The sequence below is a fragment of the Salmonella sp. A7 genome, assembly GCF_020181675.1.
Taxonomy (GTDB): Bacteria; Pseudomonadota; Gammaproteobacteria; order Enterobacterales; family Enterobacteriaceae; genus Salmonella; species Salmonella enterica.
The window spans coordinates 1,351,988-1,376,810 of the sequence record NZ_CP084001.1 but is presented as its reverse complement, the minus strand read 5'-3'; the positions used below and the strand labels follow the sequence as shown (position 1 = coordinate 1,376,810).

Here is a 24,823-nt window from a genome sequence, read left to right as displayed (position 1 = left end):
ACCGCCACCAATTAACTTTTTGTTAACTCACACAGGGTAAAGTTTAATAATCGCCCCAACCCGCTGACCGTCTGTAATAGCGCTTCTTCTACTGCACCGACGGTGCCATAAATCACCAGCGCGCCGCTAAATCTGTCGAGAAAACCGATGTGTACATCCGCAGCCTTCATCGCTAAATCGCCAGCGATCATGGCCGTTTCCCCCGGCGTTAAGGTCATAATGCCAATCGCGCCAGCATCGGGAACGCCGATCTTTTTCGCCAGTTCTTCACCAGGGTGCGCAATGAGATGCGCCAGCGTGACCTGTTTGCCCGGCACAAATTCCTGAATAATGCGTTCTTTATTCATTGCTCACCGTCTCCACTGAAACTGCCGTCATCGTGGCAATTTTTTGTCGGAGTAAATAACAAAATTCGGCAAGGTGATGTAAAAGGTGAGGTAGATCACTAAGAGAAAGAAAATAAAAGGGACTTCTGTCGAAGGTGTTAACGATAAATATCGTGGTGCATCACATTTTCAGGCGTCATTCTGAATTTAAGCTTATTCCGCAATAAATACCCACCGGCTATTCTTTGTATTACTACTATTGATAAAAATAATGCGTATCACTCGATTTGTGCATAGTACAGATTCAGTGAAATAAGTAGGGGTAACACAATAGGTTCCAGAATATCCCCACACGAGCCTTTCATGCCATGGCGAAGCCCAGCGGCGCATAAAAAAAGCGCAGGAGAACCTGCGCCAGAAGAGAGAGTAATGTGTTATTAAAGCGGCGTGGTTTGCGCTTCAACTACCGCTAACGCCACCATATTCACGATACGGCGTACAGAGGCGATCGGCGTTAATACATGTACCGGTTTAGACACGCCCATCAGAACCGGGCCGACCGTGACGCCTTCGGAGCTGGAGACGCGTAGTAAGTTGTAACTAATGCGGGCGGCTTCCATATTCGGCATCACCAGAATATTGGCGGCTCCCTTCAGCGGGCTATCCGGCATCCGGTCATTACGAATACTTTCCACCAACGCTGCATCACCGTGCATCTCACCGTCAATCATCAGATCGGGCGCTCGTTCGCGTACCCGCTCAAGGGTTTCGCGCATTTTGCTGGCGGACAGCGAATTTGAGGAACCAAAGTTAGAGTGCGACAACAGCGCGACTTTCGGCTCAATACCAAAGCGGCGAACGGTTTCCGCCGCCATTACGGTGATCTCCGCCAACTGTTCCGGCGTGGGATCTTCGTTAACATAAGTATCGGCGATAAAAGTGTTGCCGCTTGGCAGCAGTAAGGCGTTCATCGCCCCTGCCGTATGCACGCCGTCACGGTAGCCAAAGACGGCTTTCACGACGCTGAAATGCTCATGGTAGTCGCCGATAGTGCCGCAGATCATCGCATCCGCTTCCCCACGCTGCACCATGATCGCGCCAATGGCCGTATGGTTGCCGATCATCGCACGCTGCGCCTGTTCCTGAGTTACCCCGCGACGCTTCATGATCTGGTAATACTCGCTCCAGTACTCTTTGAAGCGCGGATCGGATTCATTATTCACGATCTCGAAATCAACGCCCGCTTTGATCTGTAGCCCCAGTTTCTGGATACGCATTTCGATCACGCTCGGACGTCCGATCAGGATGGGTTTCGCCAGCCCCAGGGTGATCAACTCCTGGGTTGCGTGCAGCACGCGCGCCTCTTCCCCTTCCGGCAGCACTACACGCTTCGGATCTTTGCGTGCCTGCGAGAAGATCGGCTTCATGAACAGGTTGGTTTTGTAGACAAACTCGGTCAGTTTATCGATATAGGCATCAAAGTCAGCAATCGGGCGCGTCGCCACGCCGGAATCCATTGCCGCTTTCGCGACCGCCGGAGCGATTTTGACAATCAGACGCGGGTCAAACGGTTTCGGAATAATGTATTCCGGCCCAAAGCTCAGGTCCTGATCGCCATAGGCCGAGGCCACCACTTCGCTCTGTTCGGCGTGCGCCAGCTCGGCAATCGCACGGACCGCCGCCAGTTTCATCTCTTCGTTGATCGCCGTCGCGCCGACGTCCAGTGCGCCGCGGAAGATAAACGGGAAGCACAATACGTTGTTCACCTGGTTCGGATAGTCGGAACGACCGGTACAGATGATGGCGTCCGGACGCACTTCTTTCGCCAGCGGCGGCAGAATTTCCGGTTCCGGGTTGGCCAGCGCCAGAATCATTGGCGCGCGGGCCATTTTCTTCACCATCTCCTGAGTCAGCACTTTCGGGCCTGAACAGCCGAGGAAAATATCCGCGCCGTCAATGACCTCATCCAGCGTGCGCTTGCCGCTGTCGTCTACCGCATAGGCCGCTTTGGTCTCCGCCATATTCGGCTCACGGCCTTTGTAAATAACGCCCTTAGAGTCGCACACCACGATGTTGTGCTTTTGCATCCCCAACGCGACCAGCAGGTTCATACAAGCGATTGCCGCCGCCCCTGCGCCGGAGACGACCATCCGCACGTCGGAAATATTTTTCTCTACGACTCGCAGGCCATTAAGAATGGCGGCAGTACTGATGATCGCCGTTCCGTGCTGATCGTCATGGAAAACCGGGATGTTCATGCGCTCGCGCAGTTTCTGTTCAATATAGAAACATTCCGGCGCTTTAATGTCTTCGAGGTTAATGCCGCCAAAGGTCGGCTCCAGCGCCGCGACCACGTTGATAAATTTGTCCGGGTCAAGCTCATCGACTTCAATGTCAAACACATCAATGCCGGCGAATTTTTTAAACAGAACGCCTTTGCCTTCCATGACCGGCTTGCCGGCCAGCGCGCCAATGTTGCCTAACCCCAGCACCGCTGTACCGTTGGAAATGACCGCGACAAGGTTGCCGCGCGCGGTGTATTTGTAGGCTGCCAGCGGATCTTTTTCGATTTCCAGGCAGGGCGCCGCCACGCCTGGCGAGTAAGCCAACGCCAGATCGCGTTGGGTGGCAAGGGGCTTAGTCGGAGAAACCTGAATTTTACCGGGTACCGGAAATTCGTGGAAATCAAGGGCGCTTTGTTTTAACTGCTCATCCATCTTGTTGTTCCTTTCACGTATCGTTCAAAAAGTGACGCGGCCTGGTGCGCCGCACATTATCACCGTACTGCGCAACACAAACTTTGAAGGTCTGCAAACTATCACGACGCGGCGCAAGAGTTTGTTATCAACTTATAACGGCCATGTTACCTGCTTATACCAGCAATACCATGCCTGTCTGCTATGCTTTTTGGTTATGTAGTGTATCAATCTTTCAGAAGTGTGAATCAACACACTCATCTAACACTTTACTTTTCAAGGAGTATTTCCTATGAACCAGCTAGACGGCATCAAACAATTCACTACCGTCGTCGCCGACAGCGGCGACATCGAGTCCATCCGCCACTACCAGCCGCAGGATGCCACGACAAATCCCTCTTTACTGTTGAAAGCCGCCGGGCTTGAGCAGTATGGTCATTTGATTGAGGATGCGATTGCCTGGGGAAAAAAACACGGCGGTACGCAGGAACAGCAGGTTGCAGCAGCCAGCGATAAACTGGCGGTCAATTTTGGCGCGGAAATACTGAAAAGTATTCCCGGTCGCGTCTCCACTGAAGTCGACGCGCGGTTATCATTCGATAAAGAAAAAAGTATCGAGAAAGCGCGCCATCTGGTGGATCTCTACCAGCAGCAGGGTATTGATAAATCGCGCATTCTGATCAAGCTCGCCGCAACCTGGGAAGGTATCCGCGCCGCCGGGCAGCTCGAAAAAGAGGGCATTAATTGCAACCTGACGTTGTTGTTCTCTTTTGCCCAGGCGCGCGCCTGCGCCGAAGCGGGCGTCTATTTGATCTCTCCGTTCGTGGGCCGAATTTACGACTGGTATCAGGCGCGTAGTCCGCTGGAGCCGTATGTCGTGGAGGAAGATCCCGGCGTGAAATCGGTACGCAATATCTACGATTACTTTAAACAGCATCGCTATGAAACCATCGTGATGGGCGCAAGTTTCCGCCGTACTGAGCAAATCCTCGCGCTAACCGGCTGCGATCGACTGACTATCTCCCCTAATCTGCTTAAAGAGCTGAAAGAAAAAGAAGAACCGGTGATCCGTAAACTGGTGCCTTCCTCGCAGATGTTCCACCGTCCTACGCCAATGACGGAAGCGGAGTTCCGCTGGGAACATAATCAGGACGCGATGGCCGTAGAGAAGCTGTCGGAAGGTATCCGTCTTTTTGCTGTTGACCAGCGCAAACTGGAAGACCTGCTTGCCGCCAAACTATAAACCTTGCATGGAGTGATTTATGTCCCGTAAAGACCTTGCCAATGCGATTCGTGCGCTGAGCATGGATGCCGTTCAAAAAGCCAATTCCGGGCACCCCGGCGCGCCGATGGGGATGGCGGATATCGCTGAAGTGCTATGGAACGATTTTCTTAAACATAACCCCACCGATCCGACCTGGTATGACCGTGATCGTTTTATCCTTTCCAACGGTCACGCCTCCATGCTGCTCTATAGTCTGCTGCATTTAACCGGTTATGACCTGCCGCTGGAGGAGCTAAAAAACTTCCGTCAACTGCACTCCAAAACGCCAGGTCACCCGGAGATTGGCTATACGCCCGGCGTTGAAACCACCACCGGACCGCTGGGCCAGGGGCTGGCGAATGCCGTCGGGCTGGCGATTGCCGAGCGTACGTTAGGCGCACAGTTCAACCGGCAGGACCACGAGATTGTCGACCACTACACCTATGTCTTTATGGGCGACGGCTGTCTGATGGAGGGGATCTCGCATGAGGTGTGTTCGCTGGCTGGTACGCTGGGACTGGGCAAACTGATCGGCTTTTACGATCACAACGGCATCTCCATTGATGGCGAAACCGAAGGCTGGTTTACCGACGATACCGCCAAACGTTTTGAAGCCTACCACTGGCATGTCGTGCATGACATTGACGGGCACGATCCGGAAGCGGTGAAAAAAGCCATTCTCGAAGCCCAGAGTGTAAAAGATAAACCTTCGCTAATTATCTGTCGGACGGTGATAGGTTTTGGCTCGCCGAATAAAGCCGGGAAGGAGGAGTCGCACGGCGCGGCGCTGGGCGAAGAAGAGGTGGCGCTGACCCGCCAGAAGCTGGGATGGCATCATCCGGCGTTTGAGATCCCAAAAGAGATTTACCGCGCGTGGGATGGCCGTGAAAAAGGCGAGAAAGCGCAGCAGCAGTGGCAGGAAAAGTTTGCTGCTTATGAGAAGGCTTATCCTGAGCTGGCCGCAGAGTTTACCCGCCGGATGAGCGGCGGACTGCCGGAGACATGGGAATCCGCCACGCAAAAATTTATTAACGACTTGCAGGCTAATCCGGCCAAAATCGCCACCCGTAAAGCATCGCAAAATACGCTCAATGCCTACGGTCCCCTGTTGCCGGAACTGTTGGGCGGATCGGCGGATCTGGCACCGAGCAACCTGACTATCTGGAAAGGTTCGACCTCGTTGAAAGAGGATCCGGCAGGTAATTACATCCACTATGGCGTGCGCGAATTCGGCATGACCGCCATTGCCAACGGCATCGCCCACCACGGCGGCTTTGTACCGTATACCGCCACGTTTCTGATGTTTGTCGAATATGCCCGTAACGCGGCGCGTATGGCGGCCTTAATGAAAGCCCGGCAGATTATGGTCTATACCCACGACTCCATCGGTTTGGGCGAAGATGGCCCGACACACCAGGCCGTGGAACAACTGGCGAGCCTGCGCTTAACGCCAAACTTCAGCACCTGGCGTCCCTGCGATCAGGTTGAGGCGGCGGTCGGCTGGAAGCTGGCCATTGAACGTCAGCACGGGCCGACGGCGTTGATTCTCTCGCGGCAGAATCTGGCGCAGGTGGAACGCACGCCGGAACAGGTGAAAGCGATTGCCCGCGGCGGATATATTCTCAAAGATAGCGGCGGCAAGCCGGATATCATTCTGATCGCTACCGGATCGGAAATGGAAATTACCCTCCAGGCGGCGGAAAAATTGACTGGCGAGGGGCATAACGTTCGCGTGGTGTCGTTGCCTTCAACGGATATTTTCGATGCGCAGGACGAAGCATATCGCGAATCAGTGCTACCAGCGCACGTGACCGCCCGCGTCGCGGTGGAAGCCGGTATAGCCGACTACTGGTATAAATATGTTGGCCTAAAAGGCGCAATTATCGGCATGACGGGATACGGTGAATCCGCCCCGGCTGACAAACTGTTCCCGTATTTTGGCTTTACCGTGGAAAATATTGTAGAAAAAGCCCGCCGGGTGCTGAACATCAAAGGCTAAGGCGAGCGTTAGCAACACAGACTTTGCGCAGTCTGCAGACCTGTTCTGTAGGCTGTGCAAAATTACTTCGTAGACTCAGGCGCATCTGACTGCCCGATGACGACCTCATCAATGGATTTATGGCACATCAGGCAAAAGGCCTTTTTTTTATGCGCCTGTAATGTTGAATCCCACGCCGCTGATCCGCCTTCTTTATTCACTTTTTCTCTTATCGCCGCCAGCCGATCTATTTCATAATAAGCGCTCAGGCAGCCACAATGGGGGCATAATACGGGGCCATTATTTATTTTCATACTATTTCCTGCTGTGGTGAGGCTATCGGGTAAAGTAACAATCCTACCGTAACGTAGCAATCTCTATACCATAAATGAAACCTCAATAGGTGTATCCCTATTCTGAAAAGGGGATAACAACCAGGATTCAACGCGTGATCCACAGCGTAGGCCAGGCATCCGGCCCGTGCCAGTTATCGCAGCTCGGTTCTTCGGCATAACGCACCAGACGAAAACGATCGCCATCATAACGCCAGCGCGTCTGGATACCGCAGTCGGTTAACCCCCGCCCTTTCGCCAACGTCACCAGCTCGCGCGTTTTCTCGTCAAAGAAGGCGTTCATCAACTCCATGTCATTACTTTCGACGCCGCGATTAAACGGCAGCCGCAAACGTACGGCGCGCGAGGCGAGCGTTTTTTTGCGTGAAACTACCCAGGCGAGATCAATAGTGTTATAGGCGCCGGCTTCGCAGTTAACAATCAATAACGCTTTATCATCCGTCAACGCGCTGACCTGCGTCTCGCGACGCAGCGGGTCAAGCGAACAGCGAATGCCGTTTACCCGCCATGCTGCGTAGTCCAGCAGATCGTCGCGTTCTTCCTCACTCAGCGGTACGGGCGTTGGATTAATCACGGCGATCCCCTTTAATGCCGGTGCCGGGGGCACGCTGAGCGGCGGTTCGTTTCCTTTTTCAATCCAGGCGGTTTCGCTGCCCACACGTTTTTGTTGCGCGTCGATAAACAGTAATGCCGCTTTTAATCCCGCCAGCGAAAGCGTCTGAACGCCGTTTTTTAAGGTGATGGCCTGCGCATCCTGAATCGTCTGTAAAAATGCGGTGATGGTGGCAGGATCGCCGGTCATGAGATGCCAGGGCGACACGCGCCAGTGTGGACTGTTGAACGAAAGCGGTTTGCCATCCAGCAATAAGCGAGGCGCAATTGCGGCTTCTTTAGCATCGGGCGGCGCCAAACCGCCGCGGTCGATACGCAGTACCGCATCGGTACGCGCCCCGGCGCTGCGGCTTAATGTCATCACCAGCCCATGATGTTCGCCAGTATTGCGCGCTACGCAAAAATTTTGGTTATTACAGGTGACCTGCCAGTCGGAAAAAGTCCGTTGCGCTGGCGCAGCCCACAGTAGCTGGACCGGCAACAGGCCAAACAGACAAAAAAGAATAACGCGGTAGCGCATGAACGGAACAACCCCAGATTCAGAACAACACAGCTAAGGCGGTATCTTCCTTGCGCGCCTCAGGGTTCTCAATCAGATTTATCGGATTGGTCTTTTTTGTGTAAAGAAATATATTTCTTTTTTTTCAGTCCATTAGATGAGACGTCTGTAAATAGTTAAGCAATAACACGGTCTTACCGTCCCGAATCTCACCTGAGCGCACCATTTCCAGCGCCCGGGAAAACGGCAGTTCAAGCACCTCAATCTCTTCGTCCTCCACGCCGCCGCCGATGCTGGCACGCTCGCTATCATGATATTCGGCAATGAAGAAATGAATCAGCTCCGTGACGCCGCCTGGCGACATATAAAGCTCAAATATCTTGCGTACCTCACCAACGTCATACCCTGTCTCTTCAATGGCCTCTTTACGGATACAGACCTCCGGCTCGTCGTTATCAAGCAGGCCAGCGCAGGTTTCAATTAACATACCGTCTTGATTACCGTTGACCCATGTCGCCACGCGAAACTGACGAACCAGAACCACGGTTTTTTTAGTTGAGTTGTAAAGCAGAATGGTTGCGCCATTCCCGCGATCGTAAACCTCACGCTTGTGACGGATAACCTCGCCATTACGACGGGTCAGGTCATAGGTAATGTTGCGCAGAGTAAAATAATTATCAGAAAGAATTTTATCCTTAATAAGCGTAATGGTTTGCGACATGCTGGCTCCAGGGTGTAAAAAGAGCATTAATATTACGCCGTGAGGTCGGTTTTGTCTGCTGAAGGGTTAATCCTTAACGCCGACTGAACAGATGTACAGCCATATTTTTCTGTCACTGCCATGACCATATTCTGCTTCTCCGGGCCGCAAAGTCCATGCTCGCGATATGATTTGACGGCCGGAGTGAGACTGAGGGAATCATCATGAAATTTACTCTCGTTGCGACGGTTCTACTGACGTTTTCCCTTTCAGCTTTTGCCGTTGAGTATCCGGTATTGACCACCGCGAGCCCTGATCAGGTGGGATTTGATAGCCAAAAACTTCACCGACTTGATGGCTGGATTCAAAATCAAATTGATGCCGGATATCCCAGTATTAATCTTCTGGTGATAAAAGATAATCATATTGTTCTACAAAAAGCCTGGGGCTATGCCAAAAAATATGACGGTTCCACGCTGTTAGCCCATCCCATTCGGGCGACCACTAACACGATGTATGACCTGGCTTCAAACACAAAAATGTATGCCACTAACTTTGCATTGCAAAAACTGGTGTATGAAGGGAAAATAGATGTCAATGATTTGGTATCAAAATACATCCCCGGCTTTAAGGATATGCCTGGGGATAAAATAAAAGGCAAAGATAAACTCCGCATTATTGATATTCTTCATCACGTCGCGGGCTTTCCTGCCGACCCACAATATCCCAATAAAAACGTCGCCGGTAAATTATTTTCACAGAGTAAAAGCACTACTCTGGAGATGATTAAAAAGACGCCGCTGGAATATCAACCTGGATCAAAGCATATCTACAGCGACGTGGATTATATGATTCTTGGTTTTATCGTTGAATCGATAACGGCAATGCCATTAGATCGCTACGTCGAAACCACCATTTATAAACCGCTCGGATTAAAACATACCGTCTTTAACCCGCTGATGAAAGGCTTCACGCCGCCGCAAATCGCCGCAACGGAACTACATGGCAACACGCGTGACGGCGTGATTCATTTCCCCAATATTCGCACCGGTACACTATGGGGCCAGGTGCATGACGAAAAAGCCTGGTACTCAATGGGCGGCGTTTCAGGACACGCCGGACTGTTTTCTGACACCCATGATATGGCTGTGTTAATGCAAGTCATGCTCAATGGGGGCGGCTACGGTAACGTGAAGCTATTCGACGACAAAACGGTTGCGCAGTTTACTCGCCGCTCGCCAGAAGACGCTACCTTTGGTCTGGGGTGGCGCGTTAACGGCAACGCCTCAATGACCCCCACGTTCGGGGTATTAGCCAGTCCGCAAACGTATGGACATACCGGATGGACCGGAACGCTGACGTCTATCGATCCGGTTAATCATATGGCGATTGTGATTTTAGGTAACAGGCCGCACTCGCCGGTAGCAAATCCTAAAGTGAACCCGAATGTTTTTGTCAGTGGATTATTACCTGCGGCGACGTATGGCTGGATTGTTGACCAGATATATGGTTCCTTAAAATAAAAATTAAGAGCCTATCTCACCAGGCGTTATTGGCGCAGCCAGTTTGGACACGGACAGCGCGCAAAAACCGGAGCGTACACGTAGTACGTGAGGTTTGACTCGCTACGCTCGCCCTTCGGGCCGCCGCTAGCGGCGTTCAAAACGCTAACGCGTTTTGGCGAGCACTGCCCAGGGCCAAAATGACAAGTAAAATAGTCGTAATGGGATAGGCTCTAAGAAGGGATTCTGATAGCGTCCCTTCCTTCAATTTACACTCTATTTTCAATACTAAGATTGGCCTCATCAGGCCTGTTAAACGTCGCCCCGACGGGAAAATGTTTATCGCAGGGCGTCCAGCCCTGCGAGCGTCAACATTTCTGCAAACGGAGTAAGGTTAGCCAATAAGTTTAAGATTTTTTATCACTCAATCATTTAACCGTTCCAGGCCTTAACCGGCCTACAAATACGCTTATTTAGCTAACCAGTCGAGTATCCCCTGCGCGGCATGTCGGCCTTCTGCCATCGCCGTCACCACCAGATCGGCACCGCGCACCGCATCGCCGCCGGCGAAAATTTTCGGGTTGGACGTCTGGTAACGAAACTCGCTCTCGACGCTGGCGGCAATACGTCCCCAGTTATCCACCTTCACGCCATGCGATTCCAGCCACGACATACCATGCGGATGAAAACCAAACGCCATAATGACCGCATCCGCCGGCATCACGAACTCGCTGTCCGGTACAGGTACCGGACGGCGTCGCCCCTGACCATCCGGTTCGCCAAGCCGCGTACGCAAAAAGCGAATACCGCTGACGCGCCCGTGCGTATCCAGCACCAACTCAACCGGCTGAACGTTAAATTCAAAGTTCGCGCCCTCTTCCCGCGCGTTTTTCACCTCTTTTTTCGACCCCGGCATATTGGCCTCATCACGGCGATAAGCGCAGGTGACGTTGGCAGCGCCATGACGCAGCGCCGTACGTACGCAGTCCATTGCGGTGTCACCGCCGCCCAGCACAACCACGTTAAGGCCCGCAGTATCAATAAACGGCTCGTCAGGCAACGCCGGAAGCCCCATCACCTGTTTGGTATTGGCGATGAGGAATGGCAACGCATCATATACCCCCGGCGCGTCTTCATTCGGTAAATCAGCCTTCATGGAACGGTAGGTTCCTACCCCGACAAAGACGGCGTCATAACTCTCCAGCAGCGTCTCCAGAGAAATATCTTTCCCTACTTCGCAGTTAAGCTCGAAACGAATCCCCATCGCGCTGAAGATTTCCCGACGGCGCGCCAGCAGAGATTTATCCAGTTTGAAAGCCGGAATACCAAAGGTGAGCAAACCGCCGATTTCCGGGTGGCGATCGTAGACGGTGGCGCTTACGCCATGGCGCGCCAGCACGTCAGCGCAGGCAAGACCTGCCGGCCCCGCGCCGATAATCGCCACGCGCTTATCGCTCTTCTGTACGTCCGACAGGTCGGGACGCCAGCCTTTGCTCAGAGCGCGATCGGAGATATAGCGCTCAATGTTGCCGATGGTAACCGCGCCATACTCATCGCGGAGTGTACACGCGCCTTCGCATAGCCGGTCCTGCGGACAGACGCGCCCGGTAATTTCCGGCAGGCAGTTGGTCTGGTGGGAAAGCTCTACCGCCGCATCAATATCGCCGGCTTTCACCAGTTCGATCCACTGGGGAATATGGTTATGCAGAGGACAGGTCCATTCGCAGATACTGTGTTCCCCGCATGTGAGGCAGCGGGACGCTTCACGCTCCGCCTGCGCGGCGCGAAACGGCAGATAAATTTCCTCAAAGGTGGTTTTACGCGCTTCAATCGCCAGTTTATCCGGTTCGCCGCGTGGCGGCGTCGCCTGCATACGCTCGACTTTGCTGCTTGCTGTCCCACTGTGTTGTGTATCCACGGTATGCCAGGGGCGAATCTCCTGCCGGGCGGTACGCAGCCGTCGCGTTTTAGCCAGACGGGTCAACGAGTCTTCGGTGACCAGTTGCAGCGCATCCGCCGGGCAATTTTCCACGCAGGCCGGACCCTGTTCACGTCCCTGACACAGATCGCATTTATGCGCGCTGGCTTTGAACTGGTTTGGCGCGACGGGCGTCAATACCATCTGCATGGTGCCGAATGGGCAGGCGACGACGCAGGATTTACAGCCGATGCACTTCTGCGCATTGACCTGCACGCTGTTGTTAATATGCGCGATCGCGCCGTTCGGACAGCTACGGGCGCAGGGCGCATCTTCGCAATGGTGACATGTGACCGCGCTGCGCTGGTGCTGATGTTTGATGACAGTAATTCGGGGCTGATAGCGCTGTGACGTCAGGACATGTCGCTCATCATTGTGAGCCATTACGCAGGCGACCTCGCAGGCATGGCAGCCCAGACACTGCTGGCTATTGGCCATAATAAAACGATTCATGGCATCCTTCTGTTTTGGTTGTAAAAACCTTATTCTTTATATGAGCATTGTTATTAACTGACGAAGGCGGGGTCGGCAATGTTCATCTGCCCAGGAAGCACAACTATCTGTCCAGAACCTGTGGCAGATCAATTTATTTCAAAGCAAATGCAATTGCGATTCAGCTAAATGCGGGGAGTGCCAGCGTGACGGTTAAACGCCCGGTCTCAGCCAGTCTGGCTAAGGCTTTTTTCTATATTGTGCTGTTGTCTATTCTGTCCACCGGCAGCGCATTACTGACGCTGACCAGCAGTTTACGGGATGCCGAAGCGATCAATATCGCCGGTTCGCTACGAATGCAGAGCTATCGGCTGGGTTACGATCTGCAAAGCCGTAGCCCGCAGATTAATGCGCATCGTCAACTTTTCCAGCACGCGCTCAACTCGCCGGTACTGCAAAATCTCAACGCCTGGTATGTGCCGCAGGCGGTGAAAACTCGCTACGCGCGCCTGCACGCCAACTGGCTGGAGATGAATAGCCGCCTACAGGACGGCGACATTGCCTGGTATCAGATCAATATCAACAATTACGTCGATCAAATTGATCTCTTCGTTCTGGCGTTACAGCATTACGCCGAGCGTAAAGTCATGCTGGTCGTCGCCATATCGCTGGCGGGCGGTATCGGCATATTTACGCTGGTCTTTTTTACCCTACGGCGTATTCGCCAGCAGGTCGTTCGCCCGCTGAATCAACTGGTCACCGCCAGTCAGCGTATTGAACATGGTCAGTTCGCCCCGCTGCCGCTGGATACCAGCTTACCCAATGAGCTGGGATTATTGGCGAAAACGTTTAGTCAGATGTCGAGCGAGCTGCATAAACTTTACCGTTCGCTGGAAGCCTCGGTGGAAGAAAAAACGCACGATCTGCACGAAGCGCATCGCCGCCTGGAGGTGTTATACCAGTGCTCCCAGGCGCTGAATACCAGCCAAATCGATGTCCACTGTTTTCGCCATATTTTGCAAATTGTCCGTGAACATGACGCCGCCTGGTATCTGGAGTTAACCGTGGGCGATAACTGGCGGATTAGCGAAGGCACGCAAAGCCCCGACCTGCCGATGCAAATGCTGCCAGTGACGATGCAGGACACGGTCTATGGCGAACTCCACTGGCAAAGCCCCAACGTTAATGCCTCTACGCCGCTGCTGAACAGCGTCTCCACGATGCTGGGGCGTGGTTTGTACTTTAATCAGGCGCAAAAACACTTTCAGCAACTTTTGTTAATGGAAGAGCGCGCGACAATTGCCCGTGAGCTACACGATTCGCTGGCGCAGGTACTTTCTTATTTACGTATTCAGTTAACGCTTTTGAAGCGCGCCATTCCAGAAGATAACGCCGGCGCGCAAAGCATCATGGCGGATTTTTCCAGAGCGCTGAACGACGCCTACCGTCAGCTTCGCGAGCTACTCACCACGTTCCGTCTGACGTTACAGCAGGCCGATTTACCCTCCGCATTGCATGAGATGCTGGAAGATTTACAGAGTCAGACCCCAGCCAAACTCACGTTGGATTGCCGTTTACCCACGCTGGCACTGGATGCGCAAATGCAGGTGCATTTGTTGCAAATTGTGCGTGAAGCGGTCCTGAACGCCATTAAACACGCCAACGCGAGCGAAATCGCCGTGAGCTGCGTCACCGCGCCTGACGGCGATCATACTGTTTATATTCGCGATAATGGCATTGGTATCGGCGAACCGCATGAGCCTGCCGGACACTATGGTCTGAATATAATGCGTGAGCGCGCGGAGCGCCTTGGCGGCACGCTGAATTTTTCGCAACCCTCCGGCGGCGGCACACTGGTCAGTATCAGTTTTCGCTCCTCCAACAAGGAAGAGAGTCAGTTAACGTAAAGAACGGCAAATCGCCGGAAGGCCAGATGTCAGGCTTTCCGGCGTTGGCACAAAAAGTATGCTGTAAAAGCGCATGATAATTTACATTATCTCCTTTATTTCTCCACGTTTGGCTCGTAGCTTGCCGCTACAGTGAAGCAGTTCAAATCTATAACGATATGTAGAAACACGAGGTTCCCCTTTAATGGCGAATTTTTTTATCGATCGCCCCATTTTTGCCTGGGTGCTGGCTATCCTGTTGTGTCTGACAGGGGCGTTAGCCATTTTTTCTTTACCTGTTGAACAATATCCCGATCTGGCGCCGCCCAACGTACGTATTACCGCGAATTATCCGGGAGCGTCGGCGCAAACGCTGGAAAATACCGTAACCCAGGTTATTGAGCAGAATATGACGGGCCTCGATAATCTGATGTACATGTCATCACAAAGCAGCGGAACCGGACAGGCGACCATCACCCTGAGCTTTATTGCGGGAACCGATCCTGATGAGGCGGTTCAGCAGGTGCAAAACCAGTTACAGTCCGCGATGCGTAAACTGCCGCAGGCGGTACAGGATCAAGGCGTCACGGTACGCAAAACGGGCGATACCAATATTTTGACCATCGCTTTCGTCTCTACCGACGGTTCTATGGACAAGCAGGATATCGCCGACTACGTCGCCAGTAATATTCAGGACCCGCTCAGCCGCGTCAACGGCGTGGGCGATATTGACGCTTATGGTTCACAGTACTCTATGCGTATCTGGCTCGATCCGGCCAAATTGAATAGTTTTCAGATGACCACGAAAGACGTGACCGATGCAATTGAGTCGCAGAATGCGCAAATCGCCGTCGGGCAGCTTGGCGGTACGCCTTCGGTCGACAAGCAGGCGCTGAACGCCACCATTAATGCGCAGTCACTGCTGCAAACGCCGCAACAATTTCGCGATATCACCCTGCGCGTTAATCAGGACGGTTCCGAGGTCAAACTGGGCGATGTCGCCACCGTGGAGCTGGGGGCGGAAAAGTATGACTACCTCAGCCGTTTTAACGGCAATCCGGCTTCCGGTCTTGGGGTTAAGCTGGCTTCCGGCGCGAATGAAATGGCGACCGCGAAGCTGGTGCTGGATCGCCTCAACGAGCTGGCGCAGTACTTCCCTCACGGCCTGGAATACAAGATCGCGTATGAAACCACCTCCTTTGTTAAAGCCTCGATTATCGATGTGGTCAAAACGTTGCTGGAGGCTATCGCGCTGGTTTTCCTGGTGATGTACCTGTTCCTGCAAAACTTTCGCGCCACGCTGATTCCGACGATCGCCGTGCCGGTGGTATTAATGGGCACCTTCTCCGTGCTTTACGCGTTTGGCTACAGTATTAACACATTAACCATGTTCGCGATGGTGCTGGCGATCGGGCTCCTGGTCGACGATGCCATCGTGGTGGTGGAAAACGTCGAACGTATCATGAGCGAAGAAGGGCTCACGCCGCGTGAAGCGACGCGCAAATCCATGGGGCAGATCCAGGGGGCGCTGGTCGGTATTGCGATGGTGCTGTCTGCGGTATTCGTGCCGATGGCGTTCTTTGGCGGTACCACCGGGGCGATTTATCGTCAGTTTTCTATCACCATTGTCTCGGCAATGGTGCTGTCGGTGCTGGTCGCCATGATCCTGACACCGGCGCTGTGCGCAACGTTATTAAAACCGCTGCACAAAGGCGAACAACACGGGCAACGCGGATTTTTCGGCTGGTTTAACCGTACCTTCAATCGTAATGCCGAACGTTATGAGAAAGGCGTAGCGAAAATTTTGCATCGCAGCCTGCGCTGGATTCTGATTTATGTTCTGTTGCTTGGCGGCATGGTGTTCCTGTTTTTGCGTCTCCCCACCTCCTTTCTACCGCAAGAAGATCGGGGCATGTTCACTACGTCTATCCAGCTACCGAGCGGTTCTACGCAACAGCAGACCCTGAAAGTCGTTGAAAAGGTTGAAAACTATTACTTCACCCATGAGAAAGACAACATTATGTCGGTCTTCTCGACGGTAGGTTCCGGCCCTGGCGGGAATGGGCAAAACGTCGCGCGCATGTTTGTTCGCTTGAAAGACTGGGACGCGCGCGATCCCACCACCGGCTCCTCGTTCGCCATTATTGAGCGGGCGACAAAAGCGTTTAACCAGATTAAAGAAGCTCGCGTCTTCGCCAGCAGCCCGCCGGCAATTAGCGGTCTGGGCAGCTCCGCCGGTTTTGATATGGAATTACAGGATCACGCCGGAGCAGGCCATGACGCGCTGATGGCCGCACGAGATCAACTCATTGAGCTGGCCGGGAAAAACAGTTCCTTGACCCGCGTGCGCCACAACGGCCTGGACGACAGCCCGCAACTGCAAATTGATATTGACCAACGAAAAGCGCAGGCGCTGGGCGTATCGATTGACGATATCAACGACACCCTGCAAACAGCCTGGGGATCGAGCTACGTCAACGACTTTATGGACCGGGGCCGCGTGAAGAAGGTCTATGTTCAGGCCGCGGCGAAATATCGTATGTTGCCGGATGATATTAATCTTTGGTATGTCCGTAACAAAGACGGCGGCATGGTCCCCTTCTCCGCCTTCGCCACCTCGCGCTGGGAAACCGGATCGCCGCGTCTGGAACGCTATAACGGCTATTCGGCGGTAGAAATTGTCGGAGAGGCCGCGCCGGGGGTCAGTACCGGGACGGCGATGGATGTCATGGAGTCGTTGGTGCATCAGCTACCGGGCGGTTTTGGCCTGGAATGGACAGCCATGTCTTACCAGGAACGGCTCTCCGGCGCGCAGGCGCCTGCGCTGTACGCTATTTCGCTATTAGTCGTCTTCCTGTGTCTGGCGGCATTGTATGAAAGCTGGTCGGTGCCCTTCTCGGTGATGCTGGTTGTGCCGCTCGGCGTCATTGGCGCGCTACTCGCTACCTGGATGCGCGGGCTGGAAAACGATGTTTACTTCCAGGTGGGGCTGTTGACCGTTATCGGCCTCTCGGCGAAAAACGCGATTCTGATTGTGGAATTCGCTAACGAAATGAATCAGAAGGGACACGCGCTGTTAGACGCCACGCTGTACGCCAGCCGCCAGCGCCTGCGACCGATACTGATGACTTCGCTGGCGTTTATCTTTGGCGTATTGCCGATGGCCACCAGCACCGGGGCAGGCTCGGGTAGCCAACATGCTGTCGGAACCGGCGTGATGGGGGGAATGATCTCAGCAACCATTCTGGCTATCTTCTTTGTACCCCTGTTTTTCGTGCTGATACGTCGCCGCTTCCCGCTGAAGCCGCGCCCGGAATAAGCTCCCGGCCAGCCTGATACGAGGTGTCGGGCACAAAAAAGGCGACTTTCGTTGAGTCGCCTTTTCTTATCCCCTATGGGAGCGCGGTGCCTTCCAGGCATTTATTTACGAAGCATGACTTCGATAAAATCTTTCCAGTTCCCCAGTTCACGTTCAATCATAATAGCCTCTCTTATTATTATGGGTATTCTACGTAGTTAGCGGTATAGAGAGAAGTTCATTTAACCGATTGTTGCGATATCCTCTGGTTACGCTGTCTATGATATTACTATGGCGCTGTAGCCGTAAATTTTATGTGACTTACTGCAATATTTAGCAACATTAATACCTTTTCTACTACTTTATCAAATCGGGTTAAAAAACAATCAATTGCATGTGCGCAAAATAGGATTTGTCCCGCGAATTATAAACAAGCCACATTTGGAACGTTTTGGAATCATTATTCACATTCACTCAACAATGTTATATTGATTGCCGATCAGCGCTGGATAAATAACCATTAACAGCCACACTTATTATCCCGCAGACGATACTATTGATTATTTATTCGAATTTCGCGTTAAAGGATTCAATATGATTACCCTCTATGGCATTAAGAATTGCGACACGATCAAAAAAGCGCGCCGTTGGCTGGAGGAGCATGGCATTGATTATCGTTTTCACGATTACCGTGTGGATGGCATAGACCTCCCTCTTCTTAATACCTTTATTGCCGAACTCGGCTGGCAGCCTTTACTGAATACGCGCGGCACAACATGGCGCAAACTGGATGAAGGCGACCGCAGCGGGATTACCGATGCCGACTCCGCCGCTGCTCTCATGGTTGAACAGCCGGCAATCATCAAACGCCCATTGCTCTGCGCGCCCGGGAAGCCTATGCTGCTTGGTTTCAGTGAATCCCGTTATCAGCAGTTTTTTGATGAGGTGTAGTCTATGTCGTGCCCGGTTATTGAGCTGACACAGCAACTTATTCGTCGCCCCTCCCTGAGTCCGGATGACGCAGGCTGTCAGGCATTAATGATTGAACGCCTGCGTAAAATCGGTTTTACCATTGAGCATATGGATTTTGGCGACACGCAAAATTTTTGGGCATGGCGTGGGCGTGGCGAAACGCTGGCGTTCGCCGGGCATACTGACGTCGTACCGGCTGGCGATGTCGATCGCTGGATCAATCCGCCGTTTGAACCTACGATTCGCGACGGAATGTTGTTCGGTCGCGGCGCGGCGGATATGAAAGGTTCACTGGCGGCCATGGTGGTGGCTGCTGAACGTTTTGTTGCGCAGCATCCTCATCACCGGGGCCGTCTCGCATTTTTGATTACCTCTGATGAGGAAGCCAGCGCAAAAAATGGCACCGTAAAGGTGGTTGAAGCGCTGATGGCCCGTAACGAGCGGCTGGATTACTGTCTGGTCGGCGAACCTTCCAGTACTGAAATTGTGGGCGATGTCGTCAAAAACGGGCGTCGCGGTTCCCTCACCTGTAACCTCACTATTCATGGCGTTCAGGGGCACGTTGCCTATCCGCATCTGGCGGATAACCCTGTTCATCGCGCCGCGCCTTTTCTTAATGAACTGGTCGCTATCGAGTGGGATCGGGGCAATGACTTTTTCCCGGCCACCAGTATGCAGGTAGCCAATATCCAGGCAGGCACCGGCAGCAATAATGTCATTCCCGGCGAACTGTTCGTGCAGTTTAACTTCCGTTTCAGCACGGAACTGACCGATGAGATGATCAAAGAGCGGGTACATGCGCTGCTTGAGAAGCATCAGCTGCGTTATACCGTAGACTGGTGGCTTTCCGGCCAGCCGTTCCTGACCGCACGCGGCAAGCTGGTGGACGCGGTGGTAAACGCCATTGAGCACTATAATGAAATTAAACCGCAATTACTGACGACGGGCGGTACGTCCGACGGACGTTTTATCGCCCGTATGGGAGCGCAGGTGGTAGAACTGGGGCCGGTGAACGCCACCATTCATAAAATTAATGAATGTGTGAATGCCGCCGATCTCCAGCTACTGGCCCGTATGTATCAACGTATTATGGAACAGCTCGTCGCCTGATGAGCGTTCCGGTAAGAGGAAATAAGCATGGACTGGCTGGCAAAATATTGGTGGATTCTGGTATTGGTGTTTCTGGTAGGCGTACTGCTGAATGTGATCAAAGATCTCAAACGCATCGACCATAAGAAATTCCTTGCCAATAAACCTGAGCTGCCCCCGCATCGCGATTTTAACGATAAGTGGGACGATGAAGAAGACTGGCCGAAGAAAAATCAGCCGAAAAAGTAACCGGATAACATGCCGGACAGCTATCGCTATCCGGCATGCTCCCCACCGCCGGGCATTACGTCGCGCAAACGCTGCGTTCGTCCGGCATCCAGCGCAATCAGCGCCTGCGCCGCCTGCGCACGCTGCAACGCCAGCAGAGCTTTACGGCCTGAAATGCGTAGCCGGGCGCACAGTTCGGCATCGCTGGCTTTTTCCTCCAGCCGCCCTCTCAGCGCCGGTAATGGCAATGCGCTGTATTGCAGTAAACGATGCAGGCAACCTAACGATGTCAGTAGCGGGCGGTGCGCGAACGCAAAACCGACCAGCTCACGCCAGTCTTCACCATTAAGCGCCTGTTCGCGTAACGCCGCCAGCGGTATCGCCTCGCCGTTCCACTGCGTCAGGATATCCGCATCGCGGCGCAAACGTCGGTGTTCCTGCTGCGCCAGCCGTGTTCCCGCGTCGCTCAGCGGCAATAACGCCATCGCCGTATAGCAACCGCTGCTCGCCTCCCGATGGTTGCCCATCCGTACCAGTACAAAGCCGCAGCGTTGCCAGAAACGCCACAGCTCCGGCGTATAGCCGAAGCTGACGGAAAGATAATCACACTGCGCCGCCTGCATGCACGCGCAGGCAATCAACTGCTGACCGATGCCTTCACGCTGGCGAGCGGGGTGCACTGCGATACGGCTTACGCGACGCCCGACCAGCGTCGCGGCTAAAGGGTCGCTACCGTGCGCCGCCAGCGACTGCGCCACCAGATTTCCACGCGGACGCCGGAAACCGGCCCATACAGCCTGACTGAGTTCTGCGGATAACCCGCCCTCTTCGACCAGCCAGAGGGCGCCCGCCACACGGTTATTCGCCGTGGCCTGCAAGAAATGCTGTCCTGGCGCATCCATCATTCGGCGCAGATCCAGCGGCGAAGTACGATAGTGCGCCCCCGACAGTAACTGATACACAGCCCTCGGCAACGCGGGCGTCTCCCCCCAAGCCTGTTGGTAAAACGCCGAGATTGCTATCGCGCCATGTGGCGCCTGCGCAAACGCTTCATCGTCGAATATCAGCGCCTCGCTGACGATATTTTCCAGCGGGCATTCTGGCGCCCAGCGGACAGGCTGACGAAGCGTGAAGCGGTGAAGCTGCGGAAAACGGGCGCAAAACTTAAGTAAAAAACCTCGTCCGGTGCCTTCGTAGCCCTGAACGGTGGTGGTGAGTAGTATGCGGGGAAAGCGCGAAACCAGTTGCAGCAGCAGCGGCGCGGGGATTGCCGCCGCCTCGTCAACCACCAGCCAGTCGGCTCTTGCCCCGCTCGCCAGCAGCGCATCCGGCGCCATAAAGCAGAACCGCTCACCGGCAAACGCTGCCAGGATATCCGTTGCCGTTTTCGCCGGTGCGGTCACGATAGCCGTGCCCGCCATCCGGGAGATGAATTGCCCGGCCAGCGCCGATTTGCCGCGCCCACGGGGGGCAATCACCGTCGCCACGCCGGGCGGCATTTCACGTAAACGCGATAAGATAGCCGCCTGCTCCGGCTGCGGCTCGCCGGTGGCGGGTCGCCAGCGTTCACGGGAAGGATAAGATGGCCAGCAAAACGGCTGGCGCTGTCGCCAAAGCAGCGTTTGCGGATCGCGGGAAAGAGTCCGTTTAAGATGCTGTGCAAACTGCGGTGTGGGGATAGGCTGCGCGCAGTCGCTCCAGCGCAGTGAATCGATATCAGGCCTGCTTTCCCACGTCTCATACGGCGGCATCAGCAGAAGCAGCCAGCTTCCGGCCTGCAAGGTCCCGCTCAGGGCGGCAAACGCTGCGGCGTCAAAGCCCTGCCAGGCATCAAATATCGCATGACGGAATTCACGGCCCAGCAGCGTTTGTAACGCCTGTGGCGTACAGCGCGGCTGGGCGGGCGCGTCAGGCGCGACCCACAGCCAGTCACCGGGCAGCGCAGCGCGTATCGCCTCGGCCCGCTCCCGGCACCACGCCGCATCGCCGCTGATGACCAGTAAACGGCGAATGCCTTCCTGTGTCATTTGCGACGTTAACGCCTGTAGCGCATCGATATCAGACATCCCTGCCCCGGTTTATCAAAAGTTTTTGCCAAACGTATTACATTGCGCCGGGTCGCCGCTGTCAAAGCCACGCTTAAACCAGCTGTAGCGCTGTTCTGAGGTGCCGTGGGTAAAACTATCCGGCACGACGCGCCCCTGCCCCTGTTGCTGTAAGCGATCGTCGCCGATAGCCTGTGCGGCATTGAGCGCCTCTTCCAGATCGCCCGCCTCCAGTACGCCTTGCTGCTGCATACTGTGTCCCCACACGCCGGCAAAGCAATCCGCCTGTAGCTCCATGCGCACCGAAAGGCGATTCACCTCTGTTTGCGATGCGTTTTGCTGCAACTGGCGTACTTTCGGCTCAATACCTAACAGTTTTTGTACGTGGTGGCCGACTTCGTGGGCGATGACATAACCCTGAGCAAAATCACCGTCCGCGCCCAGCTTATTTTTCATATCATCGTAAAATGAGAGATCGATATAAACGGTGCCGTCCGCCGGGCAGTAAAACGGCCCCATCACGGACTGACCCGCACCACAGCCGGTGCGCGTCATACCACGGTACATCACCAGTTTTGGCTGCTGATAGCCGCGCCCCATTTTTTGAAAGAGTTGCCCCCAGGTATCTTCGGTCGTCGCCAGAATCACCGAGGTAAATTTTGCCGCTTCATCATCATTGGGGCTTATCGAACGCGTCGACTGCTGCTGCGAAATCGGCTGACCGGTCAACAGACCGGTTAAATCCACCCCATAGTACCCTGCGACCAACACCACCACCAACAGAATGATGCCGCCTTTTCCGCGCGGAAGACGAAAGCCTGGGCCACCCAGCGAGGGGCCGCCTGGCCGATTACGTCTGTCCTCTACATTGTTGCTTTCACGACGCCCTTGCCAGCGCATAATCACCTCATTCTCTCTTTGTTATACAGATGATCGTAGGCGGTCAGGCGCAGGATTACCACAGGTAAACGCTATCAGAATGAGGAAAGGATGATACCGGAGAGCGGTTGCCCCCCGGTCAGAAGCGGAATTAATCTAATTTCACGCCCAGGCGATGCGCGACGGCTTCATAGGCTTCAATCAGACCACCCAGACTCTGGCGGAAGCGGTCTTTGTCCATTTTGTCCAGCGTCTCTTTATCCCACAGGCGGCTGCCGTCCGGCGAAAACTCATCGCCCAGCACCACTTCGCCTTTATACAGGCCAAACTCCAGTTTGAAATCCACCAGGATAAGACCCGCGTCATCAAACAGTTTTTTCAGTACGTCGTTGGCTTTGTAGGTTAGCTCTTTCATACGCGCCAGATTTTCCTGACTTACCCAACCGAACGTTTCACAGTAGGAACTATTCACCATCGGGTCGTGCAGCGCGTCGTTTTTCAGGAACAGATCGAATATCGGCGGGTTAAGCTCCATGCCTTCTTCCACGCCCAGACGCTTGACCAGCGACCCTGCCGCACGGTTGCGCACCACACATTCAACCGGCACCATCTCTAGTTTCTTCACCAGACACTCGGTATCAGACAGCAAACGTTCCATCTGGGTCGGGATGCCCGCCTCGGCCAGTTTGGTCATAATGAAATGGTTGAATTTGTTATTTACCATGCCTTTGCGATCAAACTGTTCAATGCGCGCGCCATCCCCTGCTGACGTATCATTGCGGAATTCGAGCACCAACAGGTCCGGGTTTTCCGTGCTGTATACGGTTTTCGCTTTACCACGATACAACTCAGCTTGCTTTTGCATCTTTAACACTCCTGGGTGTGAATTAACGATAAGTATTCATTTCCTGCTACGCCTGCCGGAGACGTCGGCCTGTAATTGTGGTGCGAAATAGCGGTTAAATCGCGTTTTTGTACCGACGCACACGTTTGCGTATCTTATCAGAAAAAAGGGCCGGATTACTCCAGCCCTGTTAAATTACTTGTTGAACGCTGCCTGGAAGACGGCAACCAGCGCGTCGTTCTGGCTTTGCGTCAGAGTATGCCCCTTAGGATCGATAAACTGCAAGCTGCTGCGGTTATCTAAATCGCCGACCTGCAATTTATAGTCTCCGGATGCCAGGCCCGGGTCGCTAGCGCCCAGATCCCGCCAGTCGCTGTCAGACAACGGTTTGTACGTTACCGCCATGCTGCCCTGAGAGCGAGTGCTGTCGGTGACTTTCATGCCCACTTTTTCCAACGCGGCCGGGAGGCGTTGCCACACGAGGTTGAACGGACCGCGAACGACCAGCATAGGTAAACCGGTATCATCAGCGGCGCTCTGCACATCCATCGTTGCGGCGGAACGGTTCTGCGCGGCATTTGCCGCATCCGTAGCGGTCTTATCCAGACCGGCGGAAATGACGTTCATCATTTCAGTGCTATAGCGCTGCAGCGACGCCGCGTCAGCGACCGGCTTGCCAGCCTGTTCCAGATTAACCAGTTTTACCGTTACCGCCTGCTGATAGCCCTGCGGCTTCACCGAGATTTGATAACGTCCGCGATACTGTTCGTCTTCATCCAGGCGGTTCCAGTTCACCCAATCGGTCGTCAGGGTCTGGCTGGCATCGTCACGTTTTTCAATCGGATAATTTTTCGCCTGAATCACGCTGACGACTTGCGGCCACAGCGTGCTGCTCCGGCCATTCTCCACAAATAGCGTAGCGGTATCGCCAGAGAACTGGGTACGCGCGCCGCTCACTAACGCTAACGGCTGCGCTGGCGGACGGATATCCAACGCCTTACCAACCGCGCCGCTCCCCTTCGTGACCGGAATAACGTAGTCGCCGGTCGTTATCGGCAGGATCATTCCTGCCGGGGCGTGAAGTTCAGCAAGCGGCGCGGCATCCAGATAGGATTCATCGCCGCTTACCTGGCGCTTGTAGCGCGAATCGGAACTACAGGCAGCGAGCAGCAAAACAAGCGAAACACCCGCAACCTTCGCCAGGCGCGACTTTTGTACTGAGTAAGCCATCAAATCTCCCTA

The 24,823-nt window shown here is 54.1% G+C and carries 19 protein-coding genes; 8 read left to right on the top strand and 11 right to left on the bottom strand.

Annotated elements, in window-relative coordinates:
• Positions 1 to 11 precede the first annotated feature (11 nt).
• Together eutS and maeB are read right to left on the bottom strand one after the other, a co-directional pair.
• Complete coding sequence (gene eutS / locus LCS67_RS06500; RefSeq protein WP_001031445.1) at positions 12 to 347, bottom strand: ethanolamine utilization microcompartment protein EutS; 336 nt, start codon at positions 345 to 347, stop codon at positions 12 to 14.
• 416 nt (positions 348 to 763) lie between these two features.
• A complete protein-coding gene (gene maeB, locus LCS67_RS06495; RefSeq protein ID WP_000344300.1) occupies positions 764 to 3,043 on the bottom strand; it encodes an NADP-dependent oxaloacetate-decarboxylating malate dehydrogenase in 2,280 nt (759 codons plus the stop codon).
• Between the two features lie 271 nt (positions 3,044 to 3,314).
• Here maeB and tal point away from each other — a divergent pair, with 271 nt between their 5' ends.
• Positions 3,315 to 4,265: a transaldolase gene (gene tal / locus LCS67_RS06490; RefSeq protein WP_001072443.1), complete on the top strand. Its 951-nt coding sequence runs from the start codon at positions 3,315 to 3,317 to the stop codon at positions 4,263 to 4,265.
• Positions 4,266 to 4,284: 19 nt separating this feature from the next.
• Complete coding sequence (gene tkt / locus LCS67_RS06485) at positions 4,285 to 6,285, top strand: transketolase (protein ID WP_080183967.1); 2,001 nt, start codon at positions 4,285 to 4,287, stop codon at positions 6,283 to 6,285.
• Positions 6,286 to 6,347: 62 nt separating this feature from the next.
• On the opposite strand, the gene LCS67_RS06480 is transcribed toward tkt, so the two are convergent.
• The 3 genes from LCS67_RS06480 to nudK all read right to left on the bottom strand — a co-directional run bounded on the left by LCS67_RS06480 (position 6,348) and on the right by nudK (position 8,449).
• Positions 6,348 to 6,578: a hypothetical protein gene (locus LCS67_RS06480; protein ID WP_000700635.1), complete on the bottom strand. Its 231-nt coding sequence runs from the start codon at positions 6,576 to 6,578 to the stop codon at positions 6,348 to 6,350.
• A 127-nt stretch (positions 6,579 to 6,705) separates the two neighbouring features.
• Positions 6,706 to 7,749 (bottom strand): DUF1176 domain-containing protein, encoded by a 1,044-nt coding sequence (locus tag LCS67_RS06475; protein ID WP_001270668.1) that lies wholly within the window; start codon positions 7,747 to 7,749, stop codon positions 6,706 to 6,708.
• Between the two features lie 124 nt (positions 7,750 to 7,873).
• A complete protein-coding gene (nudK, locus tag LCS67_RS06470; RefSeq protein WP_000084037.1) occupies positions 7,874 to 8,449 on the bottom strand; it encodes a GDP-mannose pyrophosphatase NudK in 576 nt (191 codons plus the stop codon).
• 203 nt (positions 8,450 to 8,652) lie between these two features.
• Here nudK and pbp4b point away from each other — a divergent pair, with 203 nt between their 5' ends.
• Complete coding sequence (gene pbp4b / locus LCS67_RS06465; protein ID WP_000673297.1) at positions 8,653 to 9,951, top strand: penicillin binding protein PBP4B; 1,299 nt, start codon at positions 8,653 to 8,655, stop codon at positions 9,949 to 9,951.
• Positions 9,952 to 10,399: 448 nt separating this feature from the next.
• Here the strand turns inward: pbp4b and aegA are convergent, their stop codons facing one another.
• Positions 10,400 to 12,361 (bottom strand): formate-dependent uric acid utilization protein AegA, encoded by a 1,962-nt coding sequence (gene aegA, locus LCS67_RS06460; protein ID WP_001078949.1) that lies wholly within the window; start codon positions 12,359 to 12,361, stop codon positions 10,400 to 10,402.
• 185 nt (positions 12,362 to 12,546) lie between these two features.
• Between aegA and narQ the strand changes: the two genes are divergently transcribed.
• Both narQ and acrD read left to right on the top strand, forming a co-directional pair.
• Positions 12,547 to 14,247 carry a nitrate/nitrite two-component system sensor histidine kinase NarQ gene (gene narQ / locus LCS67_RS06455; protein ID WP_000216809.1) on the top strand — a complete coding sequence of 567 codons (1,701 nt, stop codon included), beginning with the start codon at positions 12,547 to 12,549 and terminating at the stop codon, positions 14,245 to 14,247.
• A 184-nt stretch (positions 14,248 to 14,431) separates the two neighbouring features.
• Entirely contained in the window at positions 14,432 to 17,545 is a 3,114-nt protein-coding gene (gene acrD, locus LCS67_RS06450) for a multidrug efflux RND transporter permease AcrD (protein WP_001263076.1), read from the top strand.
• 101 nt (positions 17,546 to 17,646) lie between these two features.
• Here acrD and ypfM read toward each other — a convergent pair whose 3' ends face one another.
• Entirely contained in the window at positions 17,647 to 17,706 is a 60-nt protein-coding gene (gene ypfM / locus LCS67_RS06445; protein WP_001386977.1) for a protein YpfM, read from the bottom strand.
• Between the two features lie 412 nt (positions 17,707 to 18,118).
• Between ypfM and LCS67_RS06440 the strand changes: the two genes are divergently transcribed.
• Genes LCS67_RS06440 through LCS67_RS06430 form a run of 3 tightly spaced genes read left to right on the top strand, consistent with a single transcriptional unit; the run spans position 18,119 to position 19,834 of the window.
• Entirely contained in the window at positions 18,119 to 18,475 is a 357-nt protein-coding gene (locus tag LCS67_RS06440; RefSeq protein WP_000631923.1) for an ArsC family reductase, read from the top strand.
• 3 nt (positions 18,476 to 18,478) lie between these two features.
• Positions 18,479 to 19,606 carry a succinyl-diaminopimelate desuccinylase gene (dapE, locus tag LCS67_RS06435; RefSeq protein WP_001277825.1) on the top strand — a complete coding sequence of 376 codons (1,128 nt, stop codon included), beginning with the start codon at positions 18,479 to 18,481 and terminating at the stop codon, positions 19,604 to 19,606.
• 27 nt (positions 19,607 to 19,633) lie between these two features.
• Positions 19,634 to 19,834 (top strand): YpfN family protein, encoded by a 201-nt coding sequence (locus LCS67_RS06430; RefSeq protein ID WP_000383843.1) that lies wholly within the window; start codon positions 19,634 to 19,636, stop codon positions 19,832 to 19,834.
• A gap of 26 nt (positions 19,835 to 19,860) precedes the next feature.
• On the opposite strand, the gene tmcA is transcribed toward LCS67_RS06430, so the two are convergent.
• The 4 genes from tmcA to bamC all read right to left on the bottom strand — a co-directional run bounded on the left by tmcA (position 19,861) and on the right by bamC (position 24,811).
• On the bottom strand, positions 19,861 to 21,879 hold the full coding sequence (gene tmcA / locus LCS67_RS06425) for a tRNA cytosine(34) acetyltransferase TmcA (protein ID WP_001279818.1): 2,019 nt from the start codon (positions 21,877 to 21,879) through the stop codon (positions 19,861 to 19,863).
• Positions 21,880 to 21,894: 15 nt separating this feature from the next.
• Positions 21,895 to 22,758: a neutral zinc metallopeptidase gene (locus LCS67_RS06420; protein WP_001267519.1), complete on the bottom strand. Its 864-nt coding sequence runs from the start codon at positions 22,756 to 22,758 to the stop codon at positions 21,895 to 21,897.
• A 130-nt stretch (positions 22,759 to 22,888) separates the two neighbouring features.
• Complete coding sequence (gene purC / locus LCS67_RS06415; RefSeq protein ID WP_001171630.1) at positions 22,889 to 23,602, bottom strand: phosphoribosylaminoimidazolesuccinocarboxamide synthase; 714 nt, start codon at positions 23,600 to 23,602, stop codon at positions 22,889 to 22,891.
• A 174-nt stretch (positions 23,603 to 23,776) separates the two neighbouring features.
• Positions 23,777 to 24,811 (bottom strand): outer membrane protein assembly factor BamC, encoded by a 1,035-nt coding sequence (gene bamC, locus LCS67_RS06410; RefSeq protein WP_080183772.1) that lies wholly within the window; start codon positions 24,809 to 24,811, stop codon positions 23,777 to 23,779.
• Positions 24,812 to 24,823 lie beyond the last annotated feature (12 nt).

Coding starts and splice junctions, on each gene's coding strand:
- eutS (WP_001031445.1), bottom strand. CDS start 347: ATGAATAAAGAACGCATTATTCAGGAATTTGTGCCGGGCAAACAGGTC.
- maeB (WP_000344300.1), bottom strand. CDS start 3,043: ATGGATGAGCAGTTAAAACAAAGCGCCCTTGATTTCCACGAATTTCCG.
- tal (WP_001072443.1), top strand. CDS start 3,315: ATGAACCAGCTAGACGGCATCAAACAATTCACTACCGTCGTCGCCGAC.
- tkt (WP_080183967.1), top strand. CDS start 4,285: ATGTCCCGTAAAGACCTTGCCAATGCGATTCGTGCGCTGAGCATGGAT.
- LCS67_RS06480 (WP_000700635.1), bottom strand. CDS start 6,578: ATGAAAATAAATAATGGCCCCGTATTATGCCCCCATTGTGGCTGCCTG.
- LCS67_RS06475 (WP_001270668.1), bottom strand. CDS start 7,749: ATGCGCTACCGCGTTATTCTTTTTTGTCTGTTTGGCCTGTTGCCGGTC.
- nudK (WP_000084037.1), bottom strand. CDS start 8,449: ATGTCGCAAACCATTACGCTTATTAAGGATAAAATTCTTTCTGATAAT.
- pbp4b (WP_000673297.1), top strand. CDS start 8,653: ATGAAATTTACTCTCGTTGCGACGGTTCTACTGACGTTTTCCCTTTCA.
- aegA (WP_001078949.1), bottom strand. CDS start 12,361: ATGAATCGTTTTATTATGGCCAATAGCCAGCAGTGTCTGGGCTGCCAT.
- acrD (WP_001263076.1), top strand. CDS start 14,432: ATGGCGAATTTTTTTATCGATCGCCCCATTTTTGCCTGGGTGCTGGCT.
- LCS67_RS06440 (WP_000631923.1), top strand. CDS start 18,119: ATGATTACCCTCTATGGCATTAAGAATTGCGACACGATCAAAAAAGCG.
- dapE (WP_001277825.1), top strand. CDS start 18,479: ATGTCGTGCCCGGTTATTGAGCTGACACAGCAACTTATTCGTCGCCCC.
- LCS67_RS06430 (WP_000383843.1), top strand. CDS start 19,634: ATGGACTGGCTGGCAAAATATTGGTGGATTCTGGTATTGGTGTTTCTG.
- tmcA (WP_001279818.1), bottom strand. CDS start 21,879: ATGTCTGATATCGATGCGCTACAGGCGTTAACGTCGCAAATGACACAG.
- LCS67_RS06420 (WP_001267519.1), bottom strand. CDS start 22,758: ATGCGCTGGCAAGGGCGTCGTGAAAGCAACAATGTAGAGGACAGACGT.
- purC (WP_001171630.1), bottom strand. CDS start 23,602: ATGCAAAAGCAAGCTGAGTTGTATCGTGGTAAAGCGAAAACCGTATAC.
- bamC (WP_080183772.1), bottom strand. CDS start 24,811: ATGGCTTACTCAGTACAAAAGTCGCGCCTGGCGAAGGTTGCGGGTGTT.